The organism is Streptomyces sp. NPDC097595, assembly GCF_044761525.1.
GTDB classification, from domain to species: Bacteria; Actinomycetota; Actinomycetes; order Streptomycetales; family Streptomycetaceae; genus Streptomyces; species Streptomyces drozdowiczii_A.
Window position 1 is genome coordinate 121,530 of the sequence record NZ_JBIWCN010000006.1, and the last position, 21,965, is coordinate 143,494.

Below are 21,965 nucleotides of genomic sequence, written 5' to 3' on the forward strand. Positions count from 1 at the left end.
TGGCGGATCGACCCCCTCACGTGCCTCCTCCCGGGCGGCCCGGACCGGGCCGCCCGGCGCCTCGGATCACTCGCCGTCGCGGCCGCCCGTGCAGGCGGCGCCCGGCTCGGGGGTCTGCGGGCCCTGCACGTAATGCGCGAAGAACTGCGCCACGCGCGGGTCGTCCGCCCCGTCCACGGTGACCTGCTTGCCCCAGGCGGTCAGCATGATGGCGCCGGCCTGGTCCTTGTAGGGGCTCATGAGCGAGTACGGCGTCTTGGCGACCCGGTCGGCGAGCTTCGCCACATCGGCGGCGGGGGCGTCGCCGGTGTACGTCACCCAGACCGAACCGTGCTCCAGGGCGTGCACGGCGTTCATGTCGGGGATGGACTTCTTGTAGACCTCGCCGTCGCAGTTCATCCAGACCGGGTCGTGGTCCCCGCCGACCGGGGGCTTCATGGGGTAGTCGACGGCGTCGGTCACATGGTTGCGGGTGAGCTTCTTCGCGTCCCAGGACTTCTCGCCCTCGATCGGCCCGGTGGCCAGGTTCTCGTCCGTCTCGCCGGCGGAGGGCGTGGAGCCCTTCCCGTCGGCGGTCATCGAACTGTCCGGGCCGTCGGAGTCCGACTTGTCGAGGATCGTGTACGAACCGAAGGCGACGAGCCCGGCGACGACGACGGCGCTGAGGCTCACGGTCAGGATCCGGTTGCGCCGGTCCCGCGCGCGGTCCGCGCTGCGCATCTGCTCTATTCGGGCCCTGCGGTCGTAGCTCATGTCGTGTGGTCCTTCTGCGAAGGGGGGACGGGGCCGGCCTGGGCGGTGTCGGGGGCGGTTCGCGCCCGTCCACACCACGGGCGCCGATCGTAGTGGGTGGCCGCGTGCTCCATGTCACGTCGGGTGCGTAATCTGGGGGAAATCCGGGGTCGTGATACTGGAGTCTCTCCCCAGCCCCGGGAGGTGGAGCACAGACCGTCTGAACTGCAAGGATGTGGCTATGGACAAGCAGCAGGAATTCGTCCTCAGGACCCTTGAGGAGCGCGACATCCGGTTCGTACGGCTGTGGTTCACCGATGTCCTCGGATATCTGAAGTCCGTGGCCGTCGCTCCGGCCGAGCTTGAACAGGCGTTTGACGAGGGCATCGGCTTCGACGGCTCCGCGATCGAGGGCTTCGCGCGGGTCTACGAATCGGACATGATCGCCAAGCCGGATCCCGGGACGTTCCAGATCCTGCCGTGGCGCGCGGAGGCCCCGGGCACGGCCCGGATGTTCTGCGACATCCTCATGCCGGACGGCTCACCGTCCTTCGCGGACCCGCGTTTCGTGCTGAAGCGCATCCTGGCCAAGACCTCGGACCTGGGCTTCACCTTCTACACGCACCCGGAGATCGAGTTCTTCCTCCTGAAGGACAAGCCGGTCGACGGCACCCGGCCCACCCCGGCCGACAGCTCCGGCTACTTCGACCACACCCCGCAGAACGTCGGCATGGACTTCCGCCGCCAGGCGATCACGATGCTCGAATCCATGGGCATCTCGGTCGAGTTCAGCCACCACGAGGGTGCGCCGGGCCAGCAGGAGATCGACCTGCGGTACGCGGACGCGCTGTCGACGGCCGACAACATCATGACGTTCCGCCTGGTCATGAAGCAGGTGGCGCTGGAGCAGGGCGTACAGGCGACGTTCATGCCGAAGCCGTTCTCCGAGTACCCCGGCTCGGGCATGCACACCCACCTCTCCCTCTTCGAGGGCGACCGCAACGCGTTCTACGAGTCCGGCGCGGAGTACCAGCTGTCCAAGGTCGGCCGCTCCTTCATCGCGGGCCTGCTGCGCCACGCGGCGGAGATCTCCGCCGTCACCAACCAGTGGGTCAACTCCTACAAGCGCATCTGGGGCGGCTCCTCCCGCGCCGCAGGCGCCGGCGGCGAGGCCCCCTCGTACATCTGCTGGGGCCACAACAACCGCTCCGCGCTGATCCGCGTCCCCATGTACAAGCCCGGCAAGACCGGCTCCGCCCGCGTCGAGGTCCGCTCCATCGACTCCGGCGCCAACCCGTACCTGACATACGCGGTCCTCCTCGCCGCCGGCCTCAAGGGCATCGAGGAGGGCTACGAACTCCCGGCCGGCGCCGACGACGACGTCTGGGCCCTCTCCGACGCGGAACGCCGCGCGATGGGCATCGAACCGCTCCCGCAGAACCTGGGCGAGGCGATCTCCCTGATGGAGAAGAGCGAACTGGTCGCGGAAACCCTGGGCGAGCACGTCTTCGACTTCTTCCTGCGCAACAAGAAGCGGGAGTGGGAGGAGTACCGCAGCGAGGTCACGGCCTTCGAGCTGAAGGCGCTGCTGCCGGTGCTGTAGGCGAGGCGGCTTGAAGAGCGCGACGCGGGCGGGACACCTGGCAACCGAGGTGCCCCGCCCGCGTGTGGGGTCGCCGACCGCCGGAGGAGACGCATGTCGAGTTCGGATTTTCCGCCGACGCGGGCGGCGGGGCGCGGGGCGGCCTGGTACCGAGGCGACTGCCACGTCCACTCCGTCCATTCGGACGGTGAGCTCACCCCGGAAGAGCTGGCCGCCAGGGCGCGCGCCATGAGGCTCGACTTCATCGCGACGACGGAGCACAACGCGGCTGCGAAGCCGGGTGCCTGGGGTCATCTGGCCGCCGATGACTTCCTGATCCTGCTGGGCGAGGAGGTCACCACGAAGACCGGGCACTGGCTCGCCCTGGGTCTCGCCCCGGGCGAGGTCGTCGGCTGGAACCATCAGGCGGGAGACGGACTGCTGGGCGAGTGCTTGGACCAGGTCCATCGAGCAGGGGGCGTGTGCGTGGCCGCGCACCCCCGTGCGCCGTACCCCTCGGGCGACTTCATGTTCCCGTTGCCCGGCTTCGACGTGGTGGAGGTCTGGAACGGGCTGTGGACGTCGGACCGCCCCTGGAACGCCGACAACGAGGCGGCCCTGGCCGAGTGGGCGCGGTCCCTGGCAGCGGATGTCCGTACGAGCTCGTGGCGACCGGCGATGGGCAACAGCGACACCCACCTGGAGGGGCAGATCGGCATCCCTCACACCGTGGTCCTCGCCGAGGAATTGAGCACGGCGGCCGTCCTGGCCGGAATCCGCGCGGGCCGCAGCTGGATCGCCGAATCGGCGGACGTGGAAGGGTCGTTCACCGCCCACGCCGATGACCGCGTCGCCGGACTGGGAGAACGCCTCGCGACTTGTGGCGGGCAGGCGGAGGTCCGCGCGGCCGTACGAGGCGTCCCGGCGGGGACCGTCAGCTTCCACACGGACCGGGGCATGGCCTACGAGGCCTCGCTGCCCGATGACGGCGCGGGCGCGGTGCGGTGGAACACGACAGCGGAACAGTCGGCATTCGTCCGCACCGAGGTCCGCCACCCCAACGGACACGCCGCCGCACTCACCAATCCGATCATCCTGGACTGATGGGTTGTGCCCTCGTGCGATCCGCAGGCGGCCGCACCTGTCGGCGTTGTAGTGGTGGCTCGCGTGCCGAGCTCGGTAACGAGGTGACCGCATGGCCGCCTGGGGGCGGGGAGCCGTCTCACGACCAGACGAGTCGGCCTTCGGCGATCCCACAGACCGGGTGGATTCCCTCGGCGATCTTCTTCAGCGTCTCTGCCACGGAGTCGAGATACCGGGCCAGCGATTCGTACTCGCCCGTGACCGTGATGTCACCGACGAACTACCTGCCGATACGTCCGTCCCGCACATCGATGAACTTTCCCGTCCAGCCGTCCTGGTCCGACAGGAAGGGGATCCACTTGTTACGCCAGAACGGATTGTCCGGCTGGTCAGGAGGGTTGAACCCGCAGCGCATGTAATGGTTCGCGTAGAGCCCCTCCATTGCCCGGATGCCCAGAGAAAAGCTCCCCTCGTCCGGGAACCCGGCGAAACCGCAACAGGCCACGTCGTCTTCCTCGGGCAGATCCATATTGTTCTGCAACAGCCACGGCGGGGATGCTACTTCGAGCGTGCGGTCGAGGCGCAGCAGAGGGCCCATGGCGTTCATGGCCAGCGACGGCTTCGCGTACGGTTTCCGAGGCCACCGGCTCCTATCCTCATGCACGTGAGCAACATCCGCCGCGAGGGCCCGTCAACGCCGCTTCACTCCGTGTCCGTGGCCGGAGTCGTCGTCCGGGAGGACGGCCGCGTACTCGCGATCAGGCGGGCCGACAACGGGACCTGGGAGCCGCCCGGTGGTGTGCTCGAACTGGCCGAGGCGCCGGAAGACGGCGTCAGGCGCGAGGTCTACGAGGAGACCGGTCTCAAGGTGCGGGTCGAGCGGTTGACCGGGGTGTACAAGAACACGTCGAGAGGCATCGTCGCCCTGGTCTTCCGCTGCCGGACCGAGGGAGGATGCGAGCAACTGTCCGCCGAATCAACGGCAGTCGAGTGGCTGACTCCGGAAGAGGTCACGGCCCGGATGGGCGAGGTCTACGCGGTCCGGGTCGCTGACGCCCTGCTCGACGGTGCGCCGCAGGTACGCACGCACGATGGCAGGGCGTTCGCTCAGCGCGCTTAAAACAGCTTGAAGAAGGGGTAGTTGTGTCGCAGACCGAAGGTGCGCGTCTGTTTCGGGAGAGTTGGATCGCCGGGGTGCGGCGGCACTTTCCCGGGGAGCCGAAGGCCGGGTACGTCACGCCGTGGGAGGAGACTCCGCAGTGGGAGCGGGAGGCGGCCGGGGCGGTGTGCGCGCAGGTGCGGCAGTTCGTCGAGGTGAGCGGCGGGCACGTGGCGCGGCTGTCCAGGGAGCAGAAGGGGCGGTTCGTCGCCCTGTGCTGGACGGCCCAGATGTACAAGCACTTCGAGGAGCCGAAGCCCGGATACGTCGCGGACTGGGAGGACTTGCCGGAGTGGCAGCGGGAGACCGATGCCGACATCTTCGAGGTGATCGAGGCCGTGCGGCCGCCTGCGGCGTAGCGGAGTGGTCGACGCCGGGGACGTCATTCAAGGAGACCGTTGGGCGGCTCGGTGAAATCGCTGGTCAAGGCTGTGGGGTTGCTGGAAGCGGCCAGTGGCGGTCGGCGGGTGGCTCTCGCGCCGGCGTCCACGGTGACGCCCAGGTCGCGCCGCATCGCCTCTCTCATGACGCTTATGAGAGACCAGAGCGCATGCTGCGCTTCGGCGGCTGAGCGCGAGGTCTCGCCCGGGCGGGGGCTTCCCTGTTCCAGGCGCTTGATCTGTCCGTAGACCCCGTTCAGCGCCTCGTTCAGTTCGTGAGCCGGAACGATCACCGCGTCGGGGGCGATCATCAGAGCTTCGGACCATCGGTCACGGTAGGCGTCCTTGGCGCCTTCCAGCGCCGATACGTCCTCCCGCCCGACGGCGTGATCGCGCATGACGTACAGGTGTCGGCTGAGTGCGGTGGCGAACTGCCGTGCTTCCCGGTGCAGTTGTGTGTAACAGCTCCGGCGTATCTCACGATTCTCGCGAGCTTCCTGGATGGCATGGGCCATCTCCAACTCACGCTTCTTGGCGCGGTCGGCGCCCCGCTGGGTGAGCAGCGCACCCCCAAGTGTTCCCGCCACACCGGTGATCGCGATCAGTACCGCCCCCACGTCCATTCGGTCACCCTAGACGGCGCCACTTTGCTGGCCGCGACGGCGGCCAGCTCCGGCCAGCGCGGCGGATCCAGCTCGTCGAGCGTCCGGTCGGGGTGCAGCAGCGGGTTCATGGCGCTCATTGTCGGCCTCGCCGTATGTGTGCCATCCGGCGCGGCAACGGGAACCCGGACACCCGTACGAGTCGTCCCTACCGTAAACGTCGGTGTGACCGGGAGGACGTGTATGTCGCGAGGTTGGAAGGTCGCTACGGCGCTGCTGGCCGTCGGGTGTGTTGCCGAGGTGGTGCGCAGGCGGCGGAGGGCGGACTGGGTGGGGCGGGCGAACAGGGAGCTCGACGTCCGGGACCGGGTGTTGCGCGAGGAGGATTCCGGGACCCTCGACCTTCGTCACGAGGCCCATCGGCTACGTGAACTGGGCGACGCAGAAGGTGCGTTGGAGGTCCACGGGCGGCTGCTGGCCGCCCGGGCGGAGGCGCTGGGCGGGGATCATCCGCAGGTGCTCGTCACGCGCTTCAACCATGCCGGGCATCGATGGGAGGCCGGGGACCGGGCCGGAGCTCTGATGGCGTACGAACAAGTCCTGGCCGACATGGTGCGGGTGCTGGGGGAGGACGATCCCAGTACGCGGTGGACCCGGAACGTGCTGGCGAACCGGAAGAAGGAAGTGGAGGACACCCCGTGACCACCCTCTGGCGCCCCACAGGCCCCGAGGAACTGGACCTGGTACGCGAGCTGAACTGGCGCGCCTGGCCCCCTCGCCTCCCCGAGCAGCCGATCTTCTATCCGGTCCTCAACGAGGACTACGCGATCCGGATCGCCCGCGACTGGAACGTCAAGCACAGCGGCGTCGGTTACGTGACCCGCTTCGAGGTCGAGACGGAGTTCCTGAGCCGGTACCCGGTGCAGCAGGCCGGTGGGCGGACGATCCTCGAACTGTGGGTACCGGCCGAGGAGTTGGACGAGTTCAACGCGCACATCGTGGGCGAGATCCAGGTGGTTCACGAGTTCCGCTGAGGGCGCTCCTGCTGGACAATGGGCGGAACCGGGGGAGCGGGGGAGGTACACCATGTTTGCGGTTCTCATTGTGTTCGGGCTGCTTCTGAGCGCCATCGTGTTGCTGATCGTGAAGGTCAACCTGCGCCACCGGCGGCGTACGCACACCTTCGAGGGCCAGGAGATCGAGCGGCACCACAGCGCGGAGATACGCAACATCCGCGCCGCCAACACCTCGGTGGCCGTCCACAACAGCTTCGTCAACGGCGGCAACGAGTACCGGCCCGGGCGGCGCTGAAACCTGAGGTAGTCTTTCGCATTCCCGCACAGGGACATGACCAAGGAGGTGGGACCCATTACCGCTGTTTCGACCCGGGTGCTCCCCTCCCGCGAACGCGTGGCCGACCGGAATTAGGGCCTGCCGCGGAGCACCCCTCGGCGTTCCTCCGAAAGGCTCCGCACCATGCCCGTTCCGCCGTCACCGTCCGACCTGTCCTCCCTCGCCGCCACCCTCCGCGCCGCCGGCTGCGTCTTCGCCGAGGACGAGGCCGCGCTCATCGCCGCCACCGCCGCCGATCCCGCCGAAGTCGCCGCCATGGCCGAACGGCGCGCCGCCGGGCACCCCCTGGAACACGTCCTCGGCTGGGCCGAGTTCGCCGGGCTCCGGATCGCCGTCGACCCCGGCGTCTTCGTCCCCCGCCGCCGCACCGAGTTCCTGATCGACCGGGCCGTCGCCCTCGCCCCGGACCCGGCCGTCGTGGTCGACCTGTGCTGCGGCTCCGGCGCGCTCGGCGCCGCGCTCGCCGCAGCCCTGGGCCGGGTCGAGCTCCACGCCGCCGACGTCGAGCCCGCCGCCGTACGCTGCGCCCGGCGCAACATCGGGGACCGGGGGCGGGTGTACGAGGGCGACCTCTTCGCACCCCTGCCGGGCGCCCTGCGCGGGCGCGTCGACGTGCTCCTCGCCAACGTGCCGTACGTACCGACCGGCGATGTCGCCCTCCTCCCCGCCGAGGCCCGCGTCCACGAACCGCTCGTCGCGCTCGACGGCGGCGGCGACGGCCTCGACGTCCTGCGCCGGGTCGCGGCCGAGGCGCCGCGCTGGCTCGCCCCGGGCGGCAGCCTCCTGGTCGAGACGAGCGAGCGGCAGGCGGAGACCGCGGCGGGGGTCCTCGCGGCCGGCGGACTCGTGACGCGCGTCGACTCCTGCGAGGAGCGGTACGCGACCGTCCTCACCGGGACACTGCCGGTGGGGCCTCCGGCGCCATGACGGCGGCCCCGCCCGCACGGTCTCCGGCGTCGCGGCCGTGACGCCGGGGCCCCGCACCCCGGCCGCTCCCCGCGCCCCGCGCCCGTACCGCCTAAACTCCGAAGGCTGGGAGCTGATCGGGCGGCGAGCGGGAGAGCGCGGGATGACCATGGTGCCGGGGCGCAGAAGCAGTACGTTCACCCGACTGCTGCGGCACGGATTCACCGACCCGTCCGCCGCCGAGCGGCTGCTCGACCTGCCGGACTTCGCCTCCGTGCGCACCGACTCCGTGCTCCTCGACGCGCTCGGGGCCACCGCCGACCCCGACCTCGCGCTGCGCGGCCTCGTCCGGCTGGTCGAGGCGGAGGAGGCGGGGGAGCGGCAGATCCTGCTGGACACCCTCGTCACCGCCAAGCCCCTGCGGGACCGGCTGCTCGGGGTGCTCGGCGCCTCCGAGGCGCTCGGCGACCACCTGGCCCGGCACCCGCGCGACTGGCAGGCTCTCGTCACGTACGAGGCCGCCGACCTGCACCCCGGGGTCGCCGAGTTCGAGCAGGAGCTGGCCGGGGCGGACGGGCCGGACGCCCTGCGCGTCGGCTACCGGCGGTGCCTGCTGTCCATCGCCGCCCGGGACGTCTGCGGCACCACCGACGTCGCCGAGACCGCCGCCGAGCTGGCCGACCTCGCCACCGCGACCCTGCGCGCCGCCCTCCGGATCGCCTCGGCCGCCGCCCCCGACGACGCCGCGCAGTGCCGGCTCGCGGTCATCGCGATGGGCAAGTGCGGCGGCCACGAGCTGAACTACGTCTCCGACGTGGACGTCATCTTCGTCGCCGAGCCCGCCGACGGCGCCGAGGAGAGCGGGGCCATGCAGGCCGCGACCCGGCTCGCCTCGCACCTCATGCGGATCTGCTCCGACACCACCGTCGAGGGCACCATCTGGCCCGTCGACGCCAACCTCCGCCCCGAGGGCCGCAACGGCCCCCTCGTCCGCACGCTCTCCTCGCACCTCGCGTACTACCAGCGCTGGGCGAAGACCTGGGAGTTCCAGGCGCTGCTGAAGGCCCGGCCGGTCGCCGGGGACCGGGCGCTCGGCGAGGAGTACGTCCAGGCGGTGTCGCCGCTCGTCTGGCAGGCCGCGGACCGGGAGAACTTCGTCCCCGACGTCCAGAAGATGCGCCGCCGCGTCGTGGACACCATCCCCGCCGACCGCGTCGACCGGGAGCTGAAGCTCGGCCCCGGCGGGCTGCGGGACGTCGAGTTCGCCGTACAGCTCCTCCAGCTCGTGCACGGCCGCAGCGACCCGTCCCTGCGCAGCGGATCGACGCTGGAGGCGCTGGGGGCGCTCGCCGAGGGCGGTTACGTGGGGCGCGTCGACGCCGTACAGCTGGACGACGCCTACCGCTTCCTGCGCGCCATGGAGCACCGCATCCAGCTCTACCGGCTGCGCCGCACCCACCTCGTCCCCGACGAGGAGCCCGACCTGCGGCGCCTCGGCCGCTCCCTCGGGCTGCGCACCGACCCCATCGCCGAGCTCAACCAGGCGTGGCGGCGGCACGCGTCCGTGGTGCGGCGGCTGCACGAGAAGCTGTTCTACCGGCCGCTGCTCGACGCCGTCGCCCAGCTCGCGCCCGGCGAGTCCCGGCTCAGCACCAAGGCCGCCACCGCCCGGCTCGTCGCCCTCGGTTACGAGGACCCGGCCGCCGCCCTCCGGCACCTGGAGGCCCTGTCCTCCGGGGTCTCCCGCAAGGCCGCCATCCAGCGCACCCTGCTGCCCGTGCTCCTCGGCTGGTTCGCGGACTCCGCCGACCCGGACGCCGGGCTCCTCGGCTTCCGCAAGGTGTCCGACGCGCTCGGCAAGACCCCCTGGTATCTGCGGCTCCTGCGCGACGAGGGGGCCGCCGCCGAGAACCTCGCCCGGGTCCTGTCGGCCGGCCGGCTCGCCCCGGACCTGCTGCTCCGCGCCCCCGAGGCCGTCTCCATCCTCGGCGACCCGCAGGGCCTCGCCCCGCGCAGCCGGGACCACCTGGAGCAGGAGGTCCTGGCCGCCGTCGGCCGCGCGGACGACGCGGAGACGGCCGTCGCGGTGGTGCGCGGGGTGCGCCGGCGCGAGCTGTTCCGCACGACGGCCGCCGACCTCATCGGCTCGTACGGTACGGAGGACAGCCCCGCCGAGCCCGACCCCGGGGCCCTCGTGGACCGGGTCGGCAGCGCCGTCACGGACCTGAACGCCGTCACCATCGCCGGTGCGCTGCGGGCCGCCGTCCGCGCGGAGTGGGGCGACACCCTGCCGACCCGGTTCGCCGTCATCGGTATGGGGCGGTTCGGCGGGCACGAGCTGGGTTACGGCTCCGACGCGGACGTCCTCTTCGTCCACGGGCCCCGTGAGGGTGTGGACGAGCAGGAGGCGGGGCGGGCGGCGAACCGCGTGGTCGCCGAGATGCGGCGCCTCCTCCAGCTGCCCACCGCGGACCCGCCGCTCCTCATCGACCCGGATCTGCGCCCCGAGGGCAAGAACGGGCCCCTGGTGCGCACCCTGAAGTCGTACGACGCGTACTACCGGCGCTGGTCCCTGGGCTGGGAGAGCCAGGCCCTGCTGCGGGCCGAGCCGATGGCGGGGGACATGGATCTGGGCGCGGAGTTCGTGGCGCTGATCGACCCCCTGCGGTATCCGGCGGACGGGCTCGGCGACGACGCGGTCCGCGAGATCCGGCGGCTGAAGGCCCGGATGGAGTCGGAGCGGCTGCCGCGCGGGGCGGACCCGACGCTCCACACGAAGCTGGGGCGCGGTGGGCTGAGCGACGTCGAGTGGACGGTCCAGCTGATGCAGATGCGCCACGGCCACGAGATCCCGGCCCTCCGCACCACCCGCACCCGCGCCGCGCTGGCCGCGGCGTGCGCGGCGGACCTGATCCCGGAGGACGACGCCCAGACCCTGGACGAGGCGTGGGTCCTCGCGACCCGCGTCCGCAACGCGGTGATGCTCGTACGGGGGCGCCCCGGGGACACGTTCCCCTCGGTCCCCCGCGAGCTCACCGCCGTGGGGCGGTACCTGGGGTACGAGGAGGGGCACGTCGGGGACATGCTGGACGACTACCGTCGGGTGACGCGGCGGGCGCGGGGGGTTGTCGAGGAACGGTTCTACGGGGGCTGAGCCCGTGGGGCGCTGCCCCACACCCCGCTCCTCAATCGCCGGAGGGGCTTGATTCCGGCTGCTGCCCGGCCTTTGCCCCCGGGCCGACTTTCCGAGGGCAGAGAGGCTTGATTTGGGCGCTGCCTGGGCTTTGCCCACCGGCGGGGGAAAATCCAGCCCCTCCGGCGATTGAGGAGCGGGGTCCGGGGCGGAGCCCCGGGTCAGTTGCGGGTGGGGGCCGGTTCCCTGCGTTGCGCCCCAAGCGCGCTGAGGCGAGGGCGGCTCGCCTTGCGCGGGATCCACCTGGGCAGCCGGTGCGGTAGCGACCCGTACCACGCGTACGACACCGCGTAACCGAACGCCAGGCACGCCATGCCCCCCACCGCGTCCAGCCAGAAGTGGTTCGCCGTCGAGACGATGACCATCAGGGTGACCGTGGGGTACAGCAGCCCCAGGATGCGGGCCCAGGGGGCCGAGGCCAGGGCGAAGACGGTGAGGCCGCACCAGAGGGACCAGCCGATGTGCATCGACGGCATCGCCGCGTACTGGTTGGACATGTTCTTGAAGTTGCCCGACGCCATCGAACCCCAGGTCTGGTGGACCAGGACCGTGTCGATGAAGTTGCCGCCGTTCATCAGGCGGGGCGGCGCCAACGGGTACAGGTAGTAGCCGAGGAGCGCGACGGCCGTGGTCGCGAACAGGGCCAGCCTGGCTGCCGCGTAACGGCCCGGATGCCGGCGGAACAACCATACGAGCACACTGATCGTGACGATGAAGTGCAGCGTCGCGTAGTAGTAGTTCATCGAGACGATGAGCCATGTCACCGAGTTGACCGCGTGGTTGACGGACTGCTCGACCGCGATGCCGAGGAACCGTTCGACCGACCACAGCCAGTCCGCGTTGGCGAGGGCGGCGGCCTTCTGCTCCGGGACCGCGTTGCGCACCAGCGAGTACACCCAGTAACTCACCGCGACGAGCAGGATTTCGAACCAGAGGCGGGGCCGCCGGGGCGACCGTGGGGAGTGCAGCCGGGACGCGGCGTGAGCGAGTGGTCTGTCGAGCGCTCTGCCGAGCCCGTGTGTGCGACCGGACTGCTTCGTGTTCGCCTCGGGAGCCGCCTCGTTCACGATGGGTGACGGGGTGGCCTCCGTGCGGCCTTCCTGTCGTTTCACGCTCAATTCACCCATAGGCACAGAGTCTGCCAGATTTGCCTTCTCTGCCCGATGATCCTCCGGCGGAGCGCGAGTTGCACGTCCGGCGGGGAGTGCCCAGGTGCGCGCGACGGGCCGGTTACGCCCCCGCGTGCGATCCTGGAAGAGCGGCAGGGGCGGCCGTGTCCTGCCCGGGGCCCGCCGCGGTGGAGCCGCGTACGACCAGTTCCGGCATGAAGACGAACTCGCTGTGCGGGGCGGGCGTGCCGCCGATCTCCTCCAGGAGCGTGCGCACCGCGGCCTGGCCCATCGCCGTGACCGGCTGGCGGATCGTGGTCAGCGGCGGATCGGTGAACGCTATGAGCGGCGAATCGTCGTAGCCCACGACCGACAGCTCGCGCGGGACCTCGCGGGAGAGCCGGCGGGCGGCCCTGATCGCGCCGAGCGCCATCATGTCGCTCGCGCACACCACCGCCGTGCAGCCCCGCTCCATCAGCGCGGAGGCGGCGGCCTGGCCGCCCTCCAGCGTGTAGAGGGAGTGCTGGATCAGCTCCTCGACCTCGTCCGCCGTGAGGTTCAACTGCTCGCGCATCGTGGCGTGGAAGCCCTCGATCTTGCGGAGCACCGGCACGAAGCGCTTCGGACCGACCGCGAGCCCGATCCGGGTGTGGCCGAGCGACACCAGATGCGTCACCGCCAGTCGCATCGCGGCCCGGTCGTCCGGCGAGATGAAAGGTGCCTGCACCTTGGCCGAGAAACCGTTCACCAGGACGAAGGGGACGCCCTGGGCGCGCAGTTGCTCGTAACGCCCCATGTCGGCGGAGGTGTCGGCGTGCAGCCCGGAGACGAAGATGATCCCGGAGACGCCCCGGTCGACCAGCATCTCGGTCAGCTCGTCCTCGGTGGAGCCGCCCGGGGTCTGGGTCGCGAGGACCGGGGTGTAGCCCTGCCGGGTCAGCGCCTGCCCGATGACCTGGGCGAGCGCCGGGAAGATCGGGTTCTCCAGCTCGGGCGTGATCAGGCCGACGAGCCCCGCGCTGCGCCTGCGCAGCCGTACGGGCCGTTCGTAGCCGAGTACGTCGAGCGCCGCGAGGACGGATTCGCGGGTGGCAGCGGCTACCCCGGGCTTGCCGTTCAGTACACGGCTGACCGTCGCTTCGCTGACCCCCGCCTGAGTTGCGATATCGGCAAGCCGTGCGGTCATGGCATTGGACTGTACCGGGAGCGGGTCGGATTGCCCACCATGCACAGGAATCGGGCGGGACGGGCCGTCTCGGGCTGACCGGAGCGGCGCCCCGTCGCATCCGACGGCAACGTCTTGCAAGGTCTTGCGGACCCGGTTTGCCGGCTGCGGTCAGATCGTCGCACTGCGGAATCGGGGCTGGTGGGCCCGCTGTGGCAGGGATCCGGAAGTTTCGTCAAGTGGCTTGACGGCAACCTTGAGGACACGCCAATGTAACGATCGCCGGAGCTTGCAGAAATCTTCCGCAAAGTCTTTCGGTCGTCTTTCATCCTTGTTACGTTCACGTCGACCCGGCGCCGCGACGGAGCGGTACGGCAGTTGAAGGAGTTCAGATGCGACGTGGCATAACGGCCACCGCCCTGGTCGCGGCCCTGGCGCTCGCGGCGACCGCCTGCGGCAGCGACGACAAGTCCGACGGCGGTTCCAAGAGCTCGGGCGAGCTCTCCGGCACCGTGACGTGGTGGGACACCTCCACCGCGGGCAGCGAGGACAAGGTCTTCAAGAAGATCGCCGAGGGCTTCGAGAAGCTGCACCCGAAGGTCGACGTCAAGTACGTCAACGTGCCCTTCGGTGACGCGCAGAACAAGTTCAAGAACGCGGCGCAGGCCGGCTCCGGCGCCCCCGACGTGATCCGCTCCGAGGTCGCCTGGACCCCCGAGTTCGCGGACCTCGGCTACCTGGCCCCGCTGGACGGCACCCCCGCCCTGCAGAAGCAGGACGACTTCCTGAAGCAGGCCGCCGCGTCCACCAAGTACAACGGCAAGACGTACGCGGTGCCGCAGGTGATCGACTCCATGGGCATCTTCTACAACAAGAAGATGTTCAAGGAGGCCGGCGTCGAGGTCCCCACCACCATCGACGAGCTCAAGACCGTCTCCAAGAAGATCAAGGCGAAGACCGGCAAGACCGGCTTCTACCTGCGCGGCGACGACGCCTACTGGTTCCTGTCCTTCCTGTACGGCGAGGGCGGCGACATGGTCAACGCCGCCGACAAGGCCGTCACCATCGACGACGCCGCCGGTGTCAAGGCCATGAAGGTCGTCAAGGACCTGGTCGACTCGGGCGCCGCCAAGACGGACGCCACCGACGGCTGGGAGAACATGCAGGCGTCGTTCAAGAACGGCGACGTCGCGATGATGATCAACGGCCCCTGGGCCGTCGCCGACACCTACACCGGCAAGGAGTTCAAGGACAAGGCCAACCTGGGCGTCGCCCCGGTCCCGTCCGGCTCCGCCGCGCAGGGCGCCCCGCAGGGCGGTCACAACCTGGCCGTCTACGCCGGTTCCAAGAACCTGGACGCCTCCTACGCCTTCGTCGACTACATGACCTCCGTCAAGACGCAGGCCCAGGTCACCAAGGAGCTGAACCTCCTGCCGACCCGTACCTCCGCCTACGCCGAGGAGCCGGTCGTCAACAACGAGATCGTCGGCTTCTTCAAGCCGGTCGTCGAGAGCGCCGTCGAGCGCCCGTGGATCCCGGAGACCGGCAGCCTCTTCGCGCCGCTCGTCACCGAGTACACCAAGGTCCTCACCGGTCAGACGACCCCGGAGAAGGCGGTCAAGACGACCGGCGACTCCTACCGCAAGCTCCTCAAGGGCTGGAAGTAACTCAGGAAGGCAGGCCGGCTGATGGCTGTCCACACCAGCCAGTCGGTGGTGAAGGCCGCGGGCGACGACGTCGCCCGCGGCCGGAGCCGCGGTACTGGTAACCCCCCGCCGCCGGGACGGATACGGCGGGCCCTGTCGACGCACTGGTACGCCTGGACGATGGTGGCCCCGGTCGTCGTCGTGATCGGCGTGATCATCGGTTACCCCCTGGTCCGCGGCGTCTACCTGTCGCTGACCGACGCCAACGAGCGCAACGTCGCGCGGTCCATCGGTGTCAACCACCTGCCCGCCACGTACAAGTTCGTCGGCCTGGACAACTACACCGACGCGCTCACCGGCGACCAGTTCCTCGGCACGCTCGGGTGGACCCTGGTGTGGACGGTCTCCTGCGTGGCCATCACCTTCGGCCTCGGCATGGCCCTGGCGAACATCCTCAACCGGAGGATCGCCGGCCGCTCCGCGTACCGGATGGCGCTCATCCTGCCCTGGGCCATCCCCGGCTTCGTCTCCGTCTTCGCCTGGCGCTTCCTCTACAACCAGGACCGCGGGCTGCTCAACAAGATCCTCGCCGGCGGCGGCATCGACGGCATCGACTGGCTGGGCGACCCGGTCATCGCCAAGGTCTCCGTCATCGTCGTCAACGTGTGGCTCGGCGTGCCGTTCATGATGGTCGCCCTGCTCGGCGGCCTCCAGTCCATCCCCAGCGAGCAGTACGAGGCCGCCGAGATGGACGGCGCCACCGCCTGGCAGCGCTTCCGCCACGTCACGCTCCCCGGACTGCGGCCGGTCTCCACGACCGTGATCCTGCTCTCCACCATCTGGACCTTCAACATGTTCCCGGTGATCTTCCTGCTCACCCGCGGCGGACCCGGCGAAGCCACCCAGATCCTGGTCACCCAGGCGTACAAGTTCTCCTTCGAGATCAGCCCGCGCGACTTCGCGCAGTCCTCCACGTGGGGCGTGCTGATCCTCGTACTCCTGCTGATCTTCGCCGCGGTCTACCGGCGAGTCCTGCGCACCCAGGGAGACGACTGGTGACCACCGCACCCACCCCCACCGCGCGGCACTCCGCGCAGCGCCCGGCCAAGGTCCGGCGGCGCGGCGAGCGCTCGCCGCTGGCCTCCACCGCACTGCACCTGACGCTGATCGTCGCGTCCGTGATCGCCGTCTTCCCCGTGCTGTGGGTCCTGCTCACCTCGCTGAAGCCCGCCGACCTCGCCACCACCACGGACTTCTTCAAGGACACGACGTTCGAGAACTACACGAACCTCATCCAGGACACGAAGTTCCTGACCTGGTTCGGCAATTCGCTGATCGTCGCGGGCCTCACGACGCTCATCGGCGTCATCGTCTCGGCCTCCACCGGCTACGCCGTCAGCCGCTTCCGGTTCCCCGGCAAGCGCGGGCTGATGTGGACGCTGCTGATCACCCAGATGTTCCCGGTCGCCGTCCTCATCGTGCCGATCTACAACATCATGGCGGGCATGGGGCTGCTCAATAAGCCCGCCGGTCTCGTCATCACGTACCTGACCATCTCGGTGCCGTTCTGCGCCTGGATGATGAAGGGCTTCTTCGACACCATCCCGCGCGAGATCGACGAGTCCGGGCAGGTCGACGGACTCACCCCGTTCGGCACGTTCTGGCGGCTCATCCTGCCGCTGGCCAAGCCGGGCCTCGCGGTCACCGCGTTCTACTCCTTCATCACCGCCTGGGGCGAGGTGGCGTACGCCTCCGCCTTCATGGTCGGCGAGGACAACCTCACCCTCGCGGGCGGCCTCCAGCTGTTCGTCAACCAGTACGGCGCCCAGTGGGGCCCGATGACCGCCGCGTCCGTACTGATCGCGATACCCGCGGCCCTGGTGTTCCTGTTCGCGCAGAAGCACCTCGTCACCGGCATGTCCGCCGGAGCCGTCAAGGGCTGAGCCCTCATACGACCCGCACGCACCAGTCACGGTGGCGCCGGAATCCCGACCCGGTCCCGGCGCCACCCCCCACCCAGACACCCCAGGGACGACATGACCCAGCACCTCGCTGCCCCCTCCACCGGCACGTCCGACGACGCCGCCGGCCACCGCACCGGCTGGTGGCAGGACGCGGTGATCTACCAGGTCTATCCGCGCAGCTTCGCCGACGGCAACGGCGACGGCATGGGCGATCTCGCAGGCGTACGCGGCAGACTCCCGTACCTCAAGGAGCTCGGCGTCGACGCGGTCTGGCTCAGCCCGTTCTACGCGTCCCCGCAGGCCGACGCCGGGTACGACGTCGCCGACTACCGGGCCATCGACCCGATGTTCGGCAGCCTCCTGGACGCCGACGCGCTGATCCGCGACGCCCACGACCTGGGCCTGCGGATCATCGTCGACCTGGTGCCCAACCACTCCTCCGACCAGCACGAGTGGTTCAAGCGCGCGCTCACCGAGGGCCCCGGCTCCGCCCTGCGCGACCGTTACCACTTCCGCCCCGGCCAGGGCGCCGACGGCGAACTCCCGCCCAACGACTGGGAGTCCATCTTCGGCGGCCCCGCCTGGACCCGCACGGTGAACCCGGACGGCACCCCCGGCGAGTGGTACCTCCACCTCTTCGCGCCCGAGCAGCCCGACTTCAACTGGGAGCACCCGGCCGTCGCCGACGAGTTCCGCTCGATCCTGCGCTTCTGGCTCGACATGGGCGTCGACGGCTTCCGGGTGGACGTCGCCCACGGCCTGGTCAAGGCCGAGGGGCTGCCCGACCTCGGCACCCACGACCAGCTGAAGCTGCTCGGAAACGATGTCATGCCGTTCTTCGACCAGGACGGGGTGCACGAGATCTACCGCAGCTGGCGCATCATCCTCGACGAGTACCCCGGCGACAGGATCGCGGTCGCCGAGGCGTGGACGCCCACCGTCGAGCGCACCGCCAACTACGTGCGCCCCGACGAGATGCACCAGGCGTTCAACTTCCAGTACCTGGCCACCGCCTGGGACGCCGCCGCGCTCCGCGAGGTCATCGACACCTCGCTCGACGCCATGCGGCCGGTCGGCGCCCCCACCACCTGGGTGCTCTCCAACCACGACGTCACCCGGCACGCCACCCGGTTCGCCAACCCCGCGGGCCTCGGCACCCAGATCCGCACCCCCGGCGACCGCGAGCTGGGCCTGCGCCGGGCCCGCGCGGCGAGCCTGCTGATGCTGGCGCTCCCCGGCTCCGCCTACGTCTACCAGGGCGAGGAGCTCGGCCTGCCCGACGTCACCGACCTGCCCGACGAGGCCCGCCAGGACCCGTCGTTCTTCCGGGCCGACGGCCAGGACGGCTTCCGCGACGGCTGCCGCGTCCCGATCCCGTGGACCCGCGAGGGCTCCTCGTACGGCTTCGGCGCGGGCGGCAGCTGGCTCCCGCAGCCCACCGGCTGGGGCGAGCTGAGCGTCGAGGCGCAGACCGGCGCGGCCGGCTCCACCCTGGAGCTGTACCGGGCCGCCATCGCCGCCCGCCGGGCCCACCCCGGGCTCGGCGCGGGCGCCGAGGTGCGCTGGCTGGACGCCCCGGAGGGGCTGCTCGCCTTCGCCCGCCCCGGGTTCGTCTGCACCGTCAACACCACGGGCGCCCCGGTCCGCATCCCCGTACCGGGCACGGCCCTGCTGTCCAGCGCGCCGGTGCGGGCCGATGGCGACACGGTCGAGCTGCCCGCCGACACCACGGTGTGGTGGACGGTGTGACGACCGTCCCCCTGCCGAGGGGCCCCGGCGCGGGCGGTTCGCTGCGCCTGTCGGACATCGCCGGCCAGGCGTCCGTCAGCGAGGCGACCGTCAGCCGGGTCCTCAACGGCAAGCCGGGCGTCGCGGACACCACGCGTCAGCGGGTGCTCGCGGCGCTCGACATCCTGGGCTACGAACGGCCCGTGCGGCTGCGGCAGCGCAGCGCCGGGCTGATCGGTCTGGTCACCCCCGAGCTGACCAACCCGATCTTCCCGGCGTTCGCCCAGTCCGTGGAGCAGGTGCTCGCCGGGCACGGCTACACGCCCGTGCTCTGCACCCAGCTGCCCGGCGGCGCCACCGAGGACGAGCTGGTCGAGCAGCTCGTCGAGCGCGGCGTCGGCGGCATCGTCTTCCTGTCCGGGCTGCACGCCGACACCTCGGCCGACCCGGCGCGCTATGCCGCGCTGACCGAGCGCGGGGTGCCGTTCGTCCTGATCAACGGCTACAACGAGCGCATCAGCGCCCCGTTCGTCTCGCCCGACGACACCGCCGCCGTGCGGATGGCCGTGAGCCATCTCGCCGAACTCGGCCACCGCCGGGTGGGCCTGGCCATAGGGCCGCAGCGCTACGTTCCCTCGCGCCGGAAGCGGGACGGCTTCGTGGACGCCGCCGTCTCGGTGCTCGGCCTGGACCGGGCGGACGCCGAACTCCTGGTGTGCTCCACGCTGTTCAGCGTCGAGGGCGGCCAGGTCGCGGCGGGCGCGCTGCTGGACCGGGGGTGCACCGGGATCGTCTGCGGCAGCGACCTGATGGCGCTGGGCGTCGTCCGCGCGGCCCGGGACCGCGGGCTCGACGTGCCGCGCGACGTGTCCGTGGTGGGCTTCGACGACTCGCAGCTCATCGCGTTCACCGACCCGCCGCTGACCACGGTCCGCCAGCCGGTCCAGGCGATGGCGGCGGCCGCGGTGGGCGCGCTGCTGGAGGAGATCGGCGGCAGCCCCGTACAGCGCACGGAGTACGTGTTCCAGCCGGAGCTGGTGGTCCGGGGCTCGACGGCGGCGCTGCGGAGCGCCTGAAGCCGTGGCGGGAACGGGGGCGGGGCCGGGTCCGGAGGGGGACCCGGCCCTCAGGCGTACCGGGGAGCTCCGGCGGCGCGCCGGCGGAGTAGGCGGCGACGCGGACGAAGACGCGTCCTTGCCCGGTCATGGGACGACCGGTGCGCACGGGGACAGGTCCTGGGCGGGCCGACACAGGAGAGGCACCGGAGGTCGGCCCGGAGTGGGCCGGCGGGGAGGTGTGACCGCCGGTGCCTCTCGTGTTCCTGACCGGCCCGGCCGACCGGGCGCGTGGGGCCCGGGGTAACGGGACCCCCGGCCGACCGGACCGGAGTCGGGAGAAACGTAACAGGGCTGCAATGTCTTGCGTAAGACCTTGCAGGAAGAAATCCACGGTATTTCGTGGATGTGAGCGGGTGGTGTCCAAAGGGTTGACCGGGACCTGCCGGGCTCGTACGGTCTCGCTGCGGCAAGGTTTGCATTCTTGCAGCAAGAACCTTCAGGAGCCTTGAGGGCAGGGCGCGTTGCCGTATGGGCTGCACCGTCACCCCCGCATTTCCCCCACAGCAGGAGGAAAACATGGCCAGCAGACCCCTGTCTGCCGCGCTCGCCCTCGTCGCGGGAGCCGCCGCCCTCGTGGTCCCCGCCACGACGGCCGAGGCGTCCGCCCCGGGCACCAAGGACGTCACCGCCGTCCTCTTCGAGTGGAAGTTCGACTCCGTCGCCAAGGCGTGTACGGACACCCTCGGCCCCGCCGGATACGGCTTCGTCCAGGTCTCGCCGCCCCAGGAACACATCCAGGGCAGCCAGTGGTGGACCTCGTACCAGCCGGTCAGCTACAAGATCGCCGGGCGGCTCGGAGACCGTACGTCCTTCGCCCACATGGTCAGCACCTGCCACAGTGCGGGCGTCAAGGTTGTCGCTGACTCGGTCATCAACCACATGACCAGCGGTTCGGGCACCGGCACGGGCGGCACCTCGTACACCAAGTACAACTACCCCGGCCTGTACTCCTCGGCCGACATGGACGACTGCACCGCCCAGATCAGCAACTACGGCGACCGCGCCAACGTCCAGAACTGCGAGCTGGTCGGGCTCGCCGACCTGGACACCGGCGAGGACTACGTACGCGGCAAGATCGCCGGCTACCTCAACGACCTGCTCTCGCTGGGCGTCGACGGATTCCGCATCGACGCCGCCAAGCACATGCCCGCCGGTGACCTCGCCGCCATCAAGTCCCGGCTGAGCAACCCGGGCGTCTACTGGAAGCAGGAGGCGATCTACGGGGCCGGCGAGGCCGTCTCGCCCGACGAGTACACCGGGAACGGCGACGTCCAGGAATTCCGCTACGCCCGCGGCCTCAAGCAGGTGTTCAACAACGAGAACCTCGCCGACCTGAAGAACTTCGGCGAGGGGTGGGGCTTCATGCCCTCCTCGAAGGCGGCGGTGTTCGTGGACAACCACGACACCGAGCGGGGCGGCGACACGCTCAACTACAAGGACGGCGCGAACTACACGCTCGCCAGCGTGTTCATGCTGGCCTGGCCCTACGGCTCGCCCGACGTCCACTCCGGCTACGAGTGGTCCGACAAGGACGCCGGCCCGCCCAACGGCGGCACGGTCAACGCCTGCTACAGCGACGGCTGGAAGTGCCAGCACGCCTGGCGCGAGATCTCCTCCATGGTCGGCTTCCGCAACACCGCGCGCGGTGAGGCGGTCACCGACTGGTGGGACAACGGCGGCGACCAGATCGCCTTCGGGCGCGGCTCCAAGGCGTACGTGGCGATCAACCACGAGGGCTCCTCGCTGACGCGCACGTTCCAGACCTCGCTGCCCGCCGGCGACTACTGCGACGTCCAGTCCGGCAAGGGCGTCACGGTCAACGGCTCCGGCCAGTTCACCGCGACCCTCGGCGCCAACACCGCGCTCGCCCTGCACACCGGCGCCCGCACCTGCGGCGGCTCCACCGGCACCACCGACCCGGGTACGGAGACCGGCACCTCCGGCGCCTCCTTCGGCGTCAACGCCACCACCCAGCTCGGCCAGAACATCTACGTCACCGGCAACCAGTCCGCCCTCGGCAACTGGAACACCGGCAGCGCGCTGAAGCTCGACCCGGCGACGTACCCGGTCTGGAAGCTCGACGTGAACATGCCCGCTGGCACCACGTTCGAGTACAAGTACCTCCGCAAGGACGCGAGCGGCAACGTCACCTGGGAGAGCGGTGCCAACCGCACGGCCACGGTGCCGTCCTCCGGCAGGGTCACGCTGACGACGGACGTCTGGCGCGGCTGACCTCCACCCCCCA

21 protein-coding genes are annotated in these 21,965 nt (G+C 70.5%); 15 read left to right on the plus strand and 6 right to left on the minus strand.

The features are described 5' to 3' along the window. Positions 1-66: 66 nt before the first annotated feature. Positions 67-753, minus strand: coding sequence for a DUF3105 domain-containing protein (locus ACIQZN_RS12030; protein WP_403991169.1), 687 nt, complete (start codon positions 751-753; stop codon positions 67-69). A gap of 220 nt (positions 754-973) precedes the next feature. Here ACIQZN_RS12030 and glnA point away from each other — a divergent pair, with 220 nt between their 5' ends. Beyond that, positions 974-2,335, plus strand: coding sequence for a type I glutamate--ammonia ligase (gene glnA / locus ACIQZN_RS12035; RefSeq protein ID WP_018103490.1), 1,362 nt, complete (start codon positions 974-976; stop codon positions 2,333-2,335). Between the two features lie 93 nt (positions 2,336-2,428). After that, positions 2,429-3,418, plus strand: a complete 990-nt coding sequence (locus ACIQZN_RS12040; RefSeq protein WP_403991172.1) for a CehA/McbA family metallohydrolase — start codon at positions 2,429-2,431, stop codon at positions 3,416-3,418. A 259-nt stretch (positions 3,419-3,677) separates the two neighbouring features. On the opposite strand, the gene ACIQZN_RS12045 is transcribed toward ACIQZN_RS12040, so the two are convergent. Beyond that, positions 3,678-4,004: a hypothetical protein gene (locus ACIQZN_RS12045; protein WP_403991175.1), complete on the minus strand. Its 327-nt coding sequence runs from the start codon at positions 4,002-4,004 to the stop codon at positions 3,678-3,680. A 51-nt stretch (positions 4,005-4,055) separates the two neighbouring features. Here ACIQZN_RS12045 and ACIQZN_RS12050 point away from each other — a divergent pair, with 51 nt between their 5' ends. Further along, entirely contained in the window at positions 4,056-4,517 is a 462-nt protein-coding gene (locus tag ACIQZN_RS12050) for an NUDIX domain-containing protein (protein WP_403991177.1), read from the plus strand. Positions 4,518-4,540: 23 nt separating this feature from the next. Beyond that, complete coding sequence (locus ACIQZN_RS12055) at positions 4,541-4,915, plus strand: hypothetical protein (RefSeq protein ID WP_403991180.1); 375 nt, start codon at positions 4,541-4,543, stop codon at positions 4,913-4,915. Positions 4,916-4,938: 23 nt separating this feature from the next. Here ACIQZN_RS12055 and ACIQZN_RS12060 read toward each other — a convergent pair whose 3' ends face one another. Next, entirely contained in the window at positions 4,939-5,559 is a 621-nt protein-coding gene (locus ACIQZN_RS12060; protein ID WP_403991183.1) for a hypothetical protein, read from the minus strand. Next, positions 5,538-5,669 (minus strand): hypothetical protein, encoded by a 132-nt coding sequence (locus tag ACIQZN_RS12065; protein ID WP_403991185.1) that lies wholly within the window; start codon positions 5,667-5,669, stop codon positions 5,538-5,540. The genes ACIQZN_RS12060 and ACIQZN_RS12065 overlap by 22 nt, the downstream gene beginning before the upstream one ends. Before the next feature lie 112 nt (positions 5,670-5,781). On the opposite strand from ACIQZN_RS12065, the gene ACIQZN_RS12070 reads away from it, so the two are divergent. The 5 genes from ACIQZN_RS12070 (at position 5,782) to ACIQZN_RS12090 (ending at position 10,951) form a co-directional block, all read left to right on the plus strand. Continuing rightward, the gene (locus ACIQZN_RS12070) at positions 5,782-6,240 is read left to right on the plus strand and encodes a tetratricopeptide repeat protein (protein ID WP_403991188.1); all 459 of its coding nucleotides are present in this window, start codon (positions 5,782-5,784) and stop codon (positions 6,238-6,240) included. Then, positions 6,237-6,572: a hypothetical protein gene (locus ACIQZN_RS12075; protein WP_403991191.1), complete on the plus strand. Its 336-nt coding sequence runs from the start codon at positions 6,237-6,239 to the stop codon at positions 6,570-6,572. The genes ACIQZN_RS12070 and ACIQZN_RS12075 overlap by 4 nt, the downstream gene beginning before the upstream one ends. A gap of 52 nt (positions 6,573-6,624) precedes the next feature. Continuing rightward, positions 6,625-6,849 (plus strand): hypothetical protein, encoded by a 225-nt coding sequence (locus ACIQZN_RS12080; protein WP_403991194.1) that lies wholly within the window; start codon positions 6,625-6,627, stop codon positions 6,847-6,849. A gap of 165 nt (positions 6,850-7,014) precedes the next feature. Next, positions 7,015-7,818, plus strand: coding sequence for a putative protein N(5)-glutamine methyltransferase (locus ACIQZN_RS12085; RefSeq protein ID WP_403991197.1), 804 nt, complete (start codon positions 7,015-7,017; stop codon positions 7,816-7,818). Between the two features lie 142 nt (positions 7,819-7,960). Then, the gene (locus ACIQZN_RS12090) at positions 7,961-10,951 is read left to right on the plus strand and encodes a bifunctional [glutamine synthetase] adenylyltransferase/[glutamine synthetase]-adenylyl-L-tyrosine phosphorylase (RefSeq protein ID WP_403991200.1); all 2,991 of its coding nucleotides are present in this window, start codon (positions 7,961-7,963) and stop codon (positions 10,949-10,951) included. A gap of 200 nt (positions 10,952-11,151) precedes the next feature. Here the strand turns inward: ACIQZN_RS12090 and ACIQZN_RS12095 are convergent, their stop codons facing one another. Further along, positions 11,152-12,057: a phosphatase PAP2 family protein gene (locus ACIQZN_RS12095; protein WP_403991621.1), complete on the minus strand. Its 906-nt coding sequence runs from the start codon at positions 12,055-12,057 to the stop codon at positions 11,152-11,154. A gap of 163 nt (positions 12,058-12,220) precedes the next feature. Continuing rightward, positions 12,221-13,285 (minus strand): LacI family DNA-binding transcriptional regulator, encoded by a 1,065-nt coding sequence (locus ACIQZN_RS12100; protein WP_403991203.1) that lies wholly within the window; start codon positions 13,283-13,285, stop codon positions 12,221-12,223. Positions 13,286-13,656: 371 nt separating this feature from the next. Between ACIQZN_RS12100 and ACIQZN_RS12105 the strand changes: the two genes are divergently transcribed. The 6 genes from ACIQZN_RS12105 (at position 13,657) to ACIQZN_RS12130 (ending at position 21,952) form a co-directional block, all read left to right on the plus strand. After that, the gene (locus tag ACIQZN_RS12105) at positions 13,657-14,931 is read left to right on the plus strand and encodes an extracellular solute-binding protein (RefSeq protein WP_403991205.1); all 1,275 of its coding nucleotides are present in this window, start codon (positions 13,657-13,659) and stop codon (positions 14,929-14,931) included. Positions 14,932-14,952: 21 nt separating this feature from the next. Beyond that, the gene (locus ACIQZN_RS12110; RefSeq protein ID WP_403991208.1) at positions 14,953-15,969 is read left to right on the plus strand and encodes a carbohydrate ABC transporter permease; all 1,017 of its coding nucleotides are present in this window, start codon (positions 14,953-14,955) and stop codon (positions 15,967-15,969) included. Next, on the plus strand, positions 15,963-16,853 hold the full coding sequence (locus ACIQZN_RS12115; protein WP_403991624.1) for a sugar ABC transporter permease: 891 nt from the start codon (positions 15,963-15,965) through the stop codon (positions 16,851-16,853). The genes ACIQZN_RS12110 and ACIQZN_RS12115 overlap by 7 nt, the downstream gene beginning before the upstream one ends. Before the next feature lie 93 nt (positions 16,854-16,946). Next, positions 16,947-18,623 (plus strand): alpha-amylase family glycosyl hydrolase, encoded by a 1,677-nt coding sequence (locus ACIQZN_RS12120; RefSeq protein ID WP_403991211.1) that lies wholly within the window; start codon positions 16,947-16,949, stop codon positions 18,621-18,623. Further along, positions 18,608-19,678, plus strand: coding sequence for a LacI family DNA-binding transcriptional regulator (locus tag ACIQZN_RS12125; RefSeq protein ID WP_403991214.1), 1,071 nt, complete (start codon positions 18,608-18,610; stop codon positions 19,676-19,678). Before ACIQZN_RS12120 ends, ACIQZN_RS12125 begins: the two co-directional genes overlap by 16 nt. 558 nt (positions 19,679-20,236) lie before the next feature. Beyond that, positions 20,237-21,952 carry a carbohydrate-binding module family 20 domain-containing protein gene (locus ACIQZN_RS12130; protein ID WP_403991217.1) on the plus strand — a complete coding sequence of 572 codons (1,716 nt, stop codon included), beginning with the start codon at positions 20,237-20,239 and terminating at the stop codon, positions 21,950-21,952. Positions 21,953-21,965: the final 13 nt, after the last annotated feature.

What these genes read in the sequence shown, in the direction of transcription:
- ACIQZN_RS12080 (WP_403991194.1), top strand. Translation starts at nt 6,625, where the DNA reads ATGTTTGCGGTTCTCATTGTGTTCGGGCTGCTTCTGAGCGCCATCGTG.
- ACIQZN_RS12110 (WP_403991208.1), top strand. Translation starts at nt 14,953, where the DNA reads ATGGCTGTCCACACCAGCCAGTCGGTGGTGAAGGCCGCGGGCGACGAC.
- ACIQZN_RS12085 (WP_403991197.1), top strand. Translation starts at nt 7,015, where the DNA reads ATGCCCGTTCCGCCGTCACCGTCCGACCTGTCCTCCCTCGCCGCCACC.
- ACIQZN_RS12030 (WP_403991169.1), bottom strand. Translation starts at nt 753, where the DNA reads ATGAGCTACGACCGCAGGGCCCGAATAGAGCAGATGCGCAGCGCGGAC.
- ACIQZN_RS12050 (WP_403991177.1), top strand. Translation starts at nt 4,056, where the DNA reads ATGCACGTGAGCAACATCCGCCGCGAGGGCCCGTCAACGCCGCTTCAC.
- ACIQZN_RS12120 (WP_403991211.1), top strand. Translation starts at nt 16,947, where the DNA reads ATGACCCAGCACCTCGCTGCCCCCTCCACCGGCACGTCCGACGACGCC.
- ACIQZN_RS12060 (WP_403991183.1), bottom strand. Translation starts at nt 5,559, where the DNA reads ATGGACGTGGGGGCGGTACTGATCGCGATCACCGGTGTGGCGGGAACA.
- ACIQZN_RS12065 (WP_403991185.1), bottom strand. Translation starts at nt 5,669, where the DNA reads ATGAACCCGCTGCTGCACCCCGACCGGACGCTCGACGAGCTGGATCCG.
- ACIQZN_RS12040 (WP_403991172.1), top strand. Translation starts at nt 2,429, where the DNA reads ATGTCGAGTTCGGATTTTCCGCCGACGCGGGCGGCGGGGCGCGGGGCG.
- ACIQZN_RS12105 (WP_403991205.1), top strand. Translation starts at nt 13,657, where the DNA reads ATGCGACGTGGCATAACGGCCACCGCCCTGGTCGCGGCCCTGGCGCTC.
- ACIQZN_RS12100 (WP_403991203.1), bottom strand. Translation starts at nt 13,285, where the DNA reads ATGACCGCACGGCTTGCCGATATCGCAACTCAGGCGGGGGTCAGCGAA.
- ACIQZN_RS12070 (WP_403991188.1), top strand. Translation starts at nt 5,782, where the DNA reads ATGTCGCGAGGTTGGAAGGTCGCTACGGCGCTGCTGGCCGTCGGGTGT.
- glnA (WP_018103490.1), top strand. Translation starts at nt 974, where the DNA reads ATGGACAAGCAGCAGGAATTCGTCCTCAGGACCCTTGAGGAGCGCGAC.
- ACIQZN_RS12130 (WP_403991217.1), top strand. Translation starts at nt 20,237, where the DNA reads ATGGCCAGCAGACCCCTGTCTGCCGCGCTCGCCCTCGTCGCGGGAGCC.
- ACIQZN_RS12090 (WP_403991200.1), top strand. Translation starts at nt 7,961, where the DNA reads ATGACCATGGTGCCGGGGCGCAGAAGCAGTACGTTCACCCGACTGCTG.
- ACIQZN_RS12045 (WP_403991175.1), bottom strand. Translation starts at nt 4,004, where the DNA reads ATGAACGCCATGGGCCCTCTGCTGCGCCTCGACCGCACGCTCGAAGTA.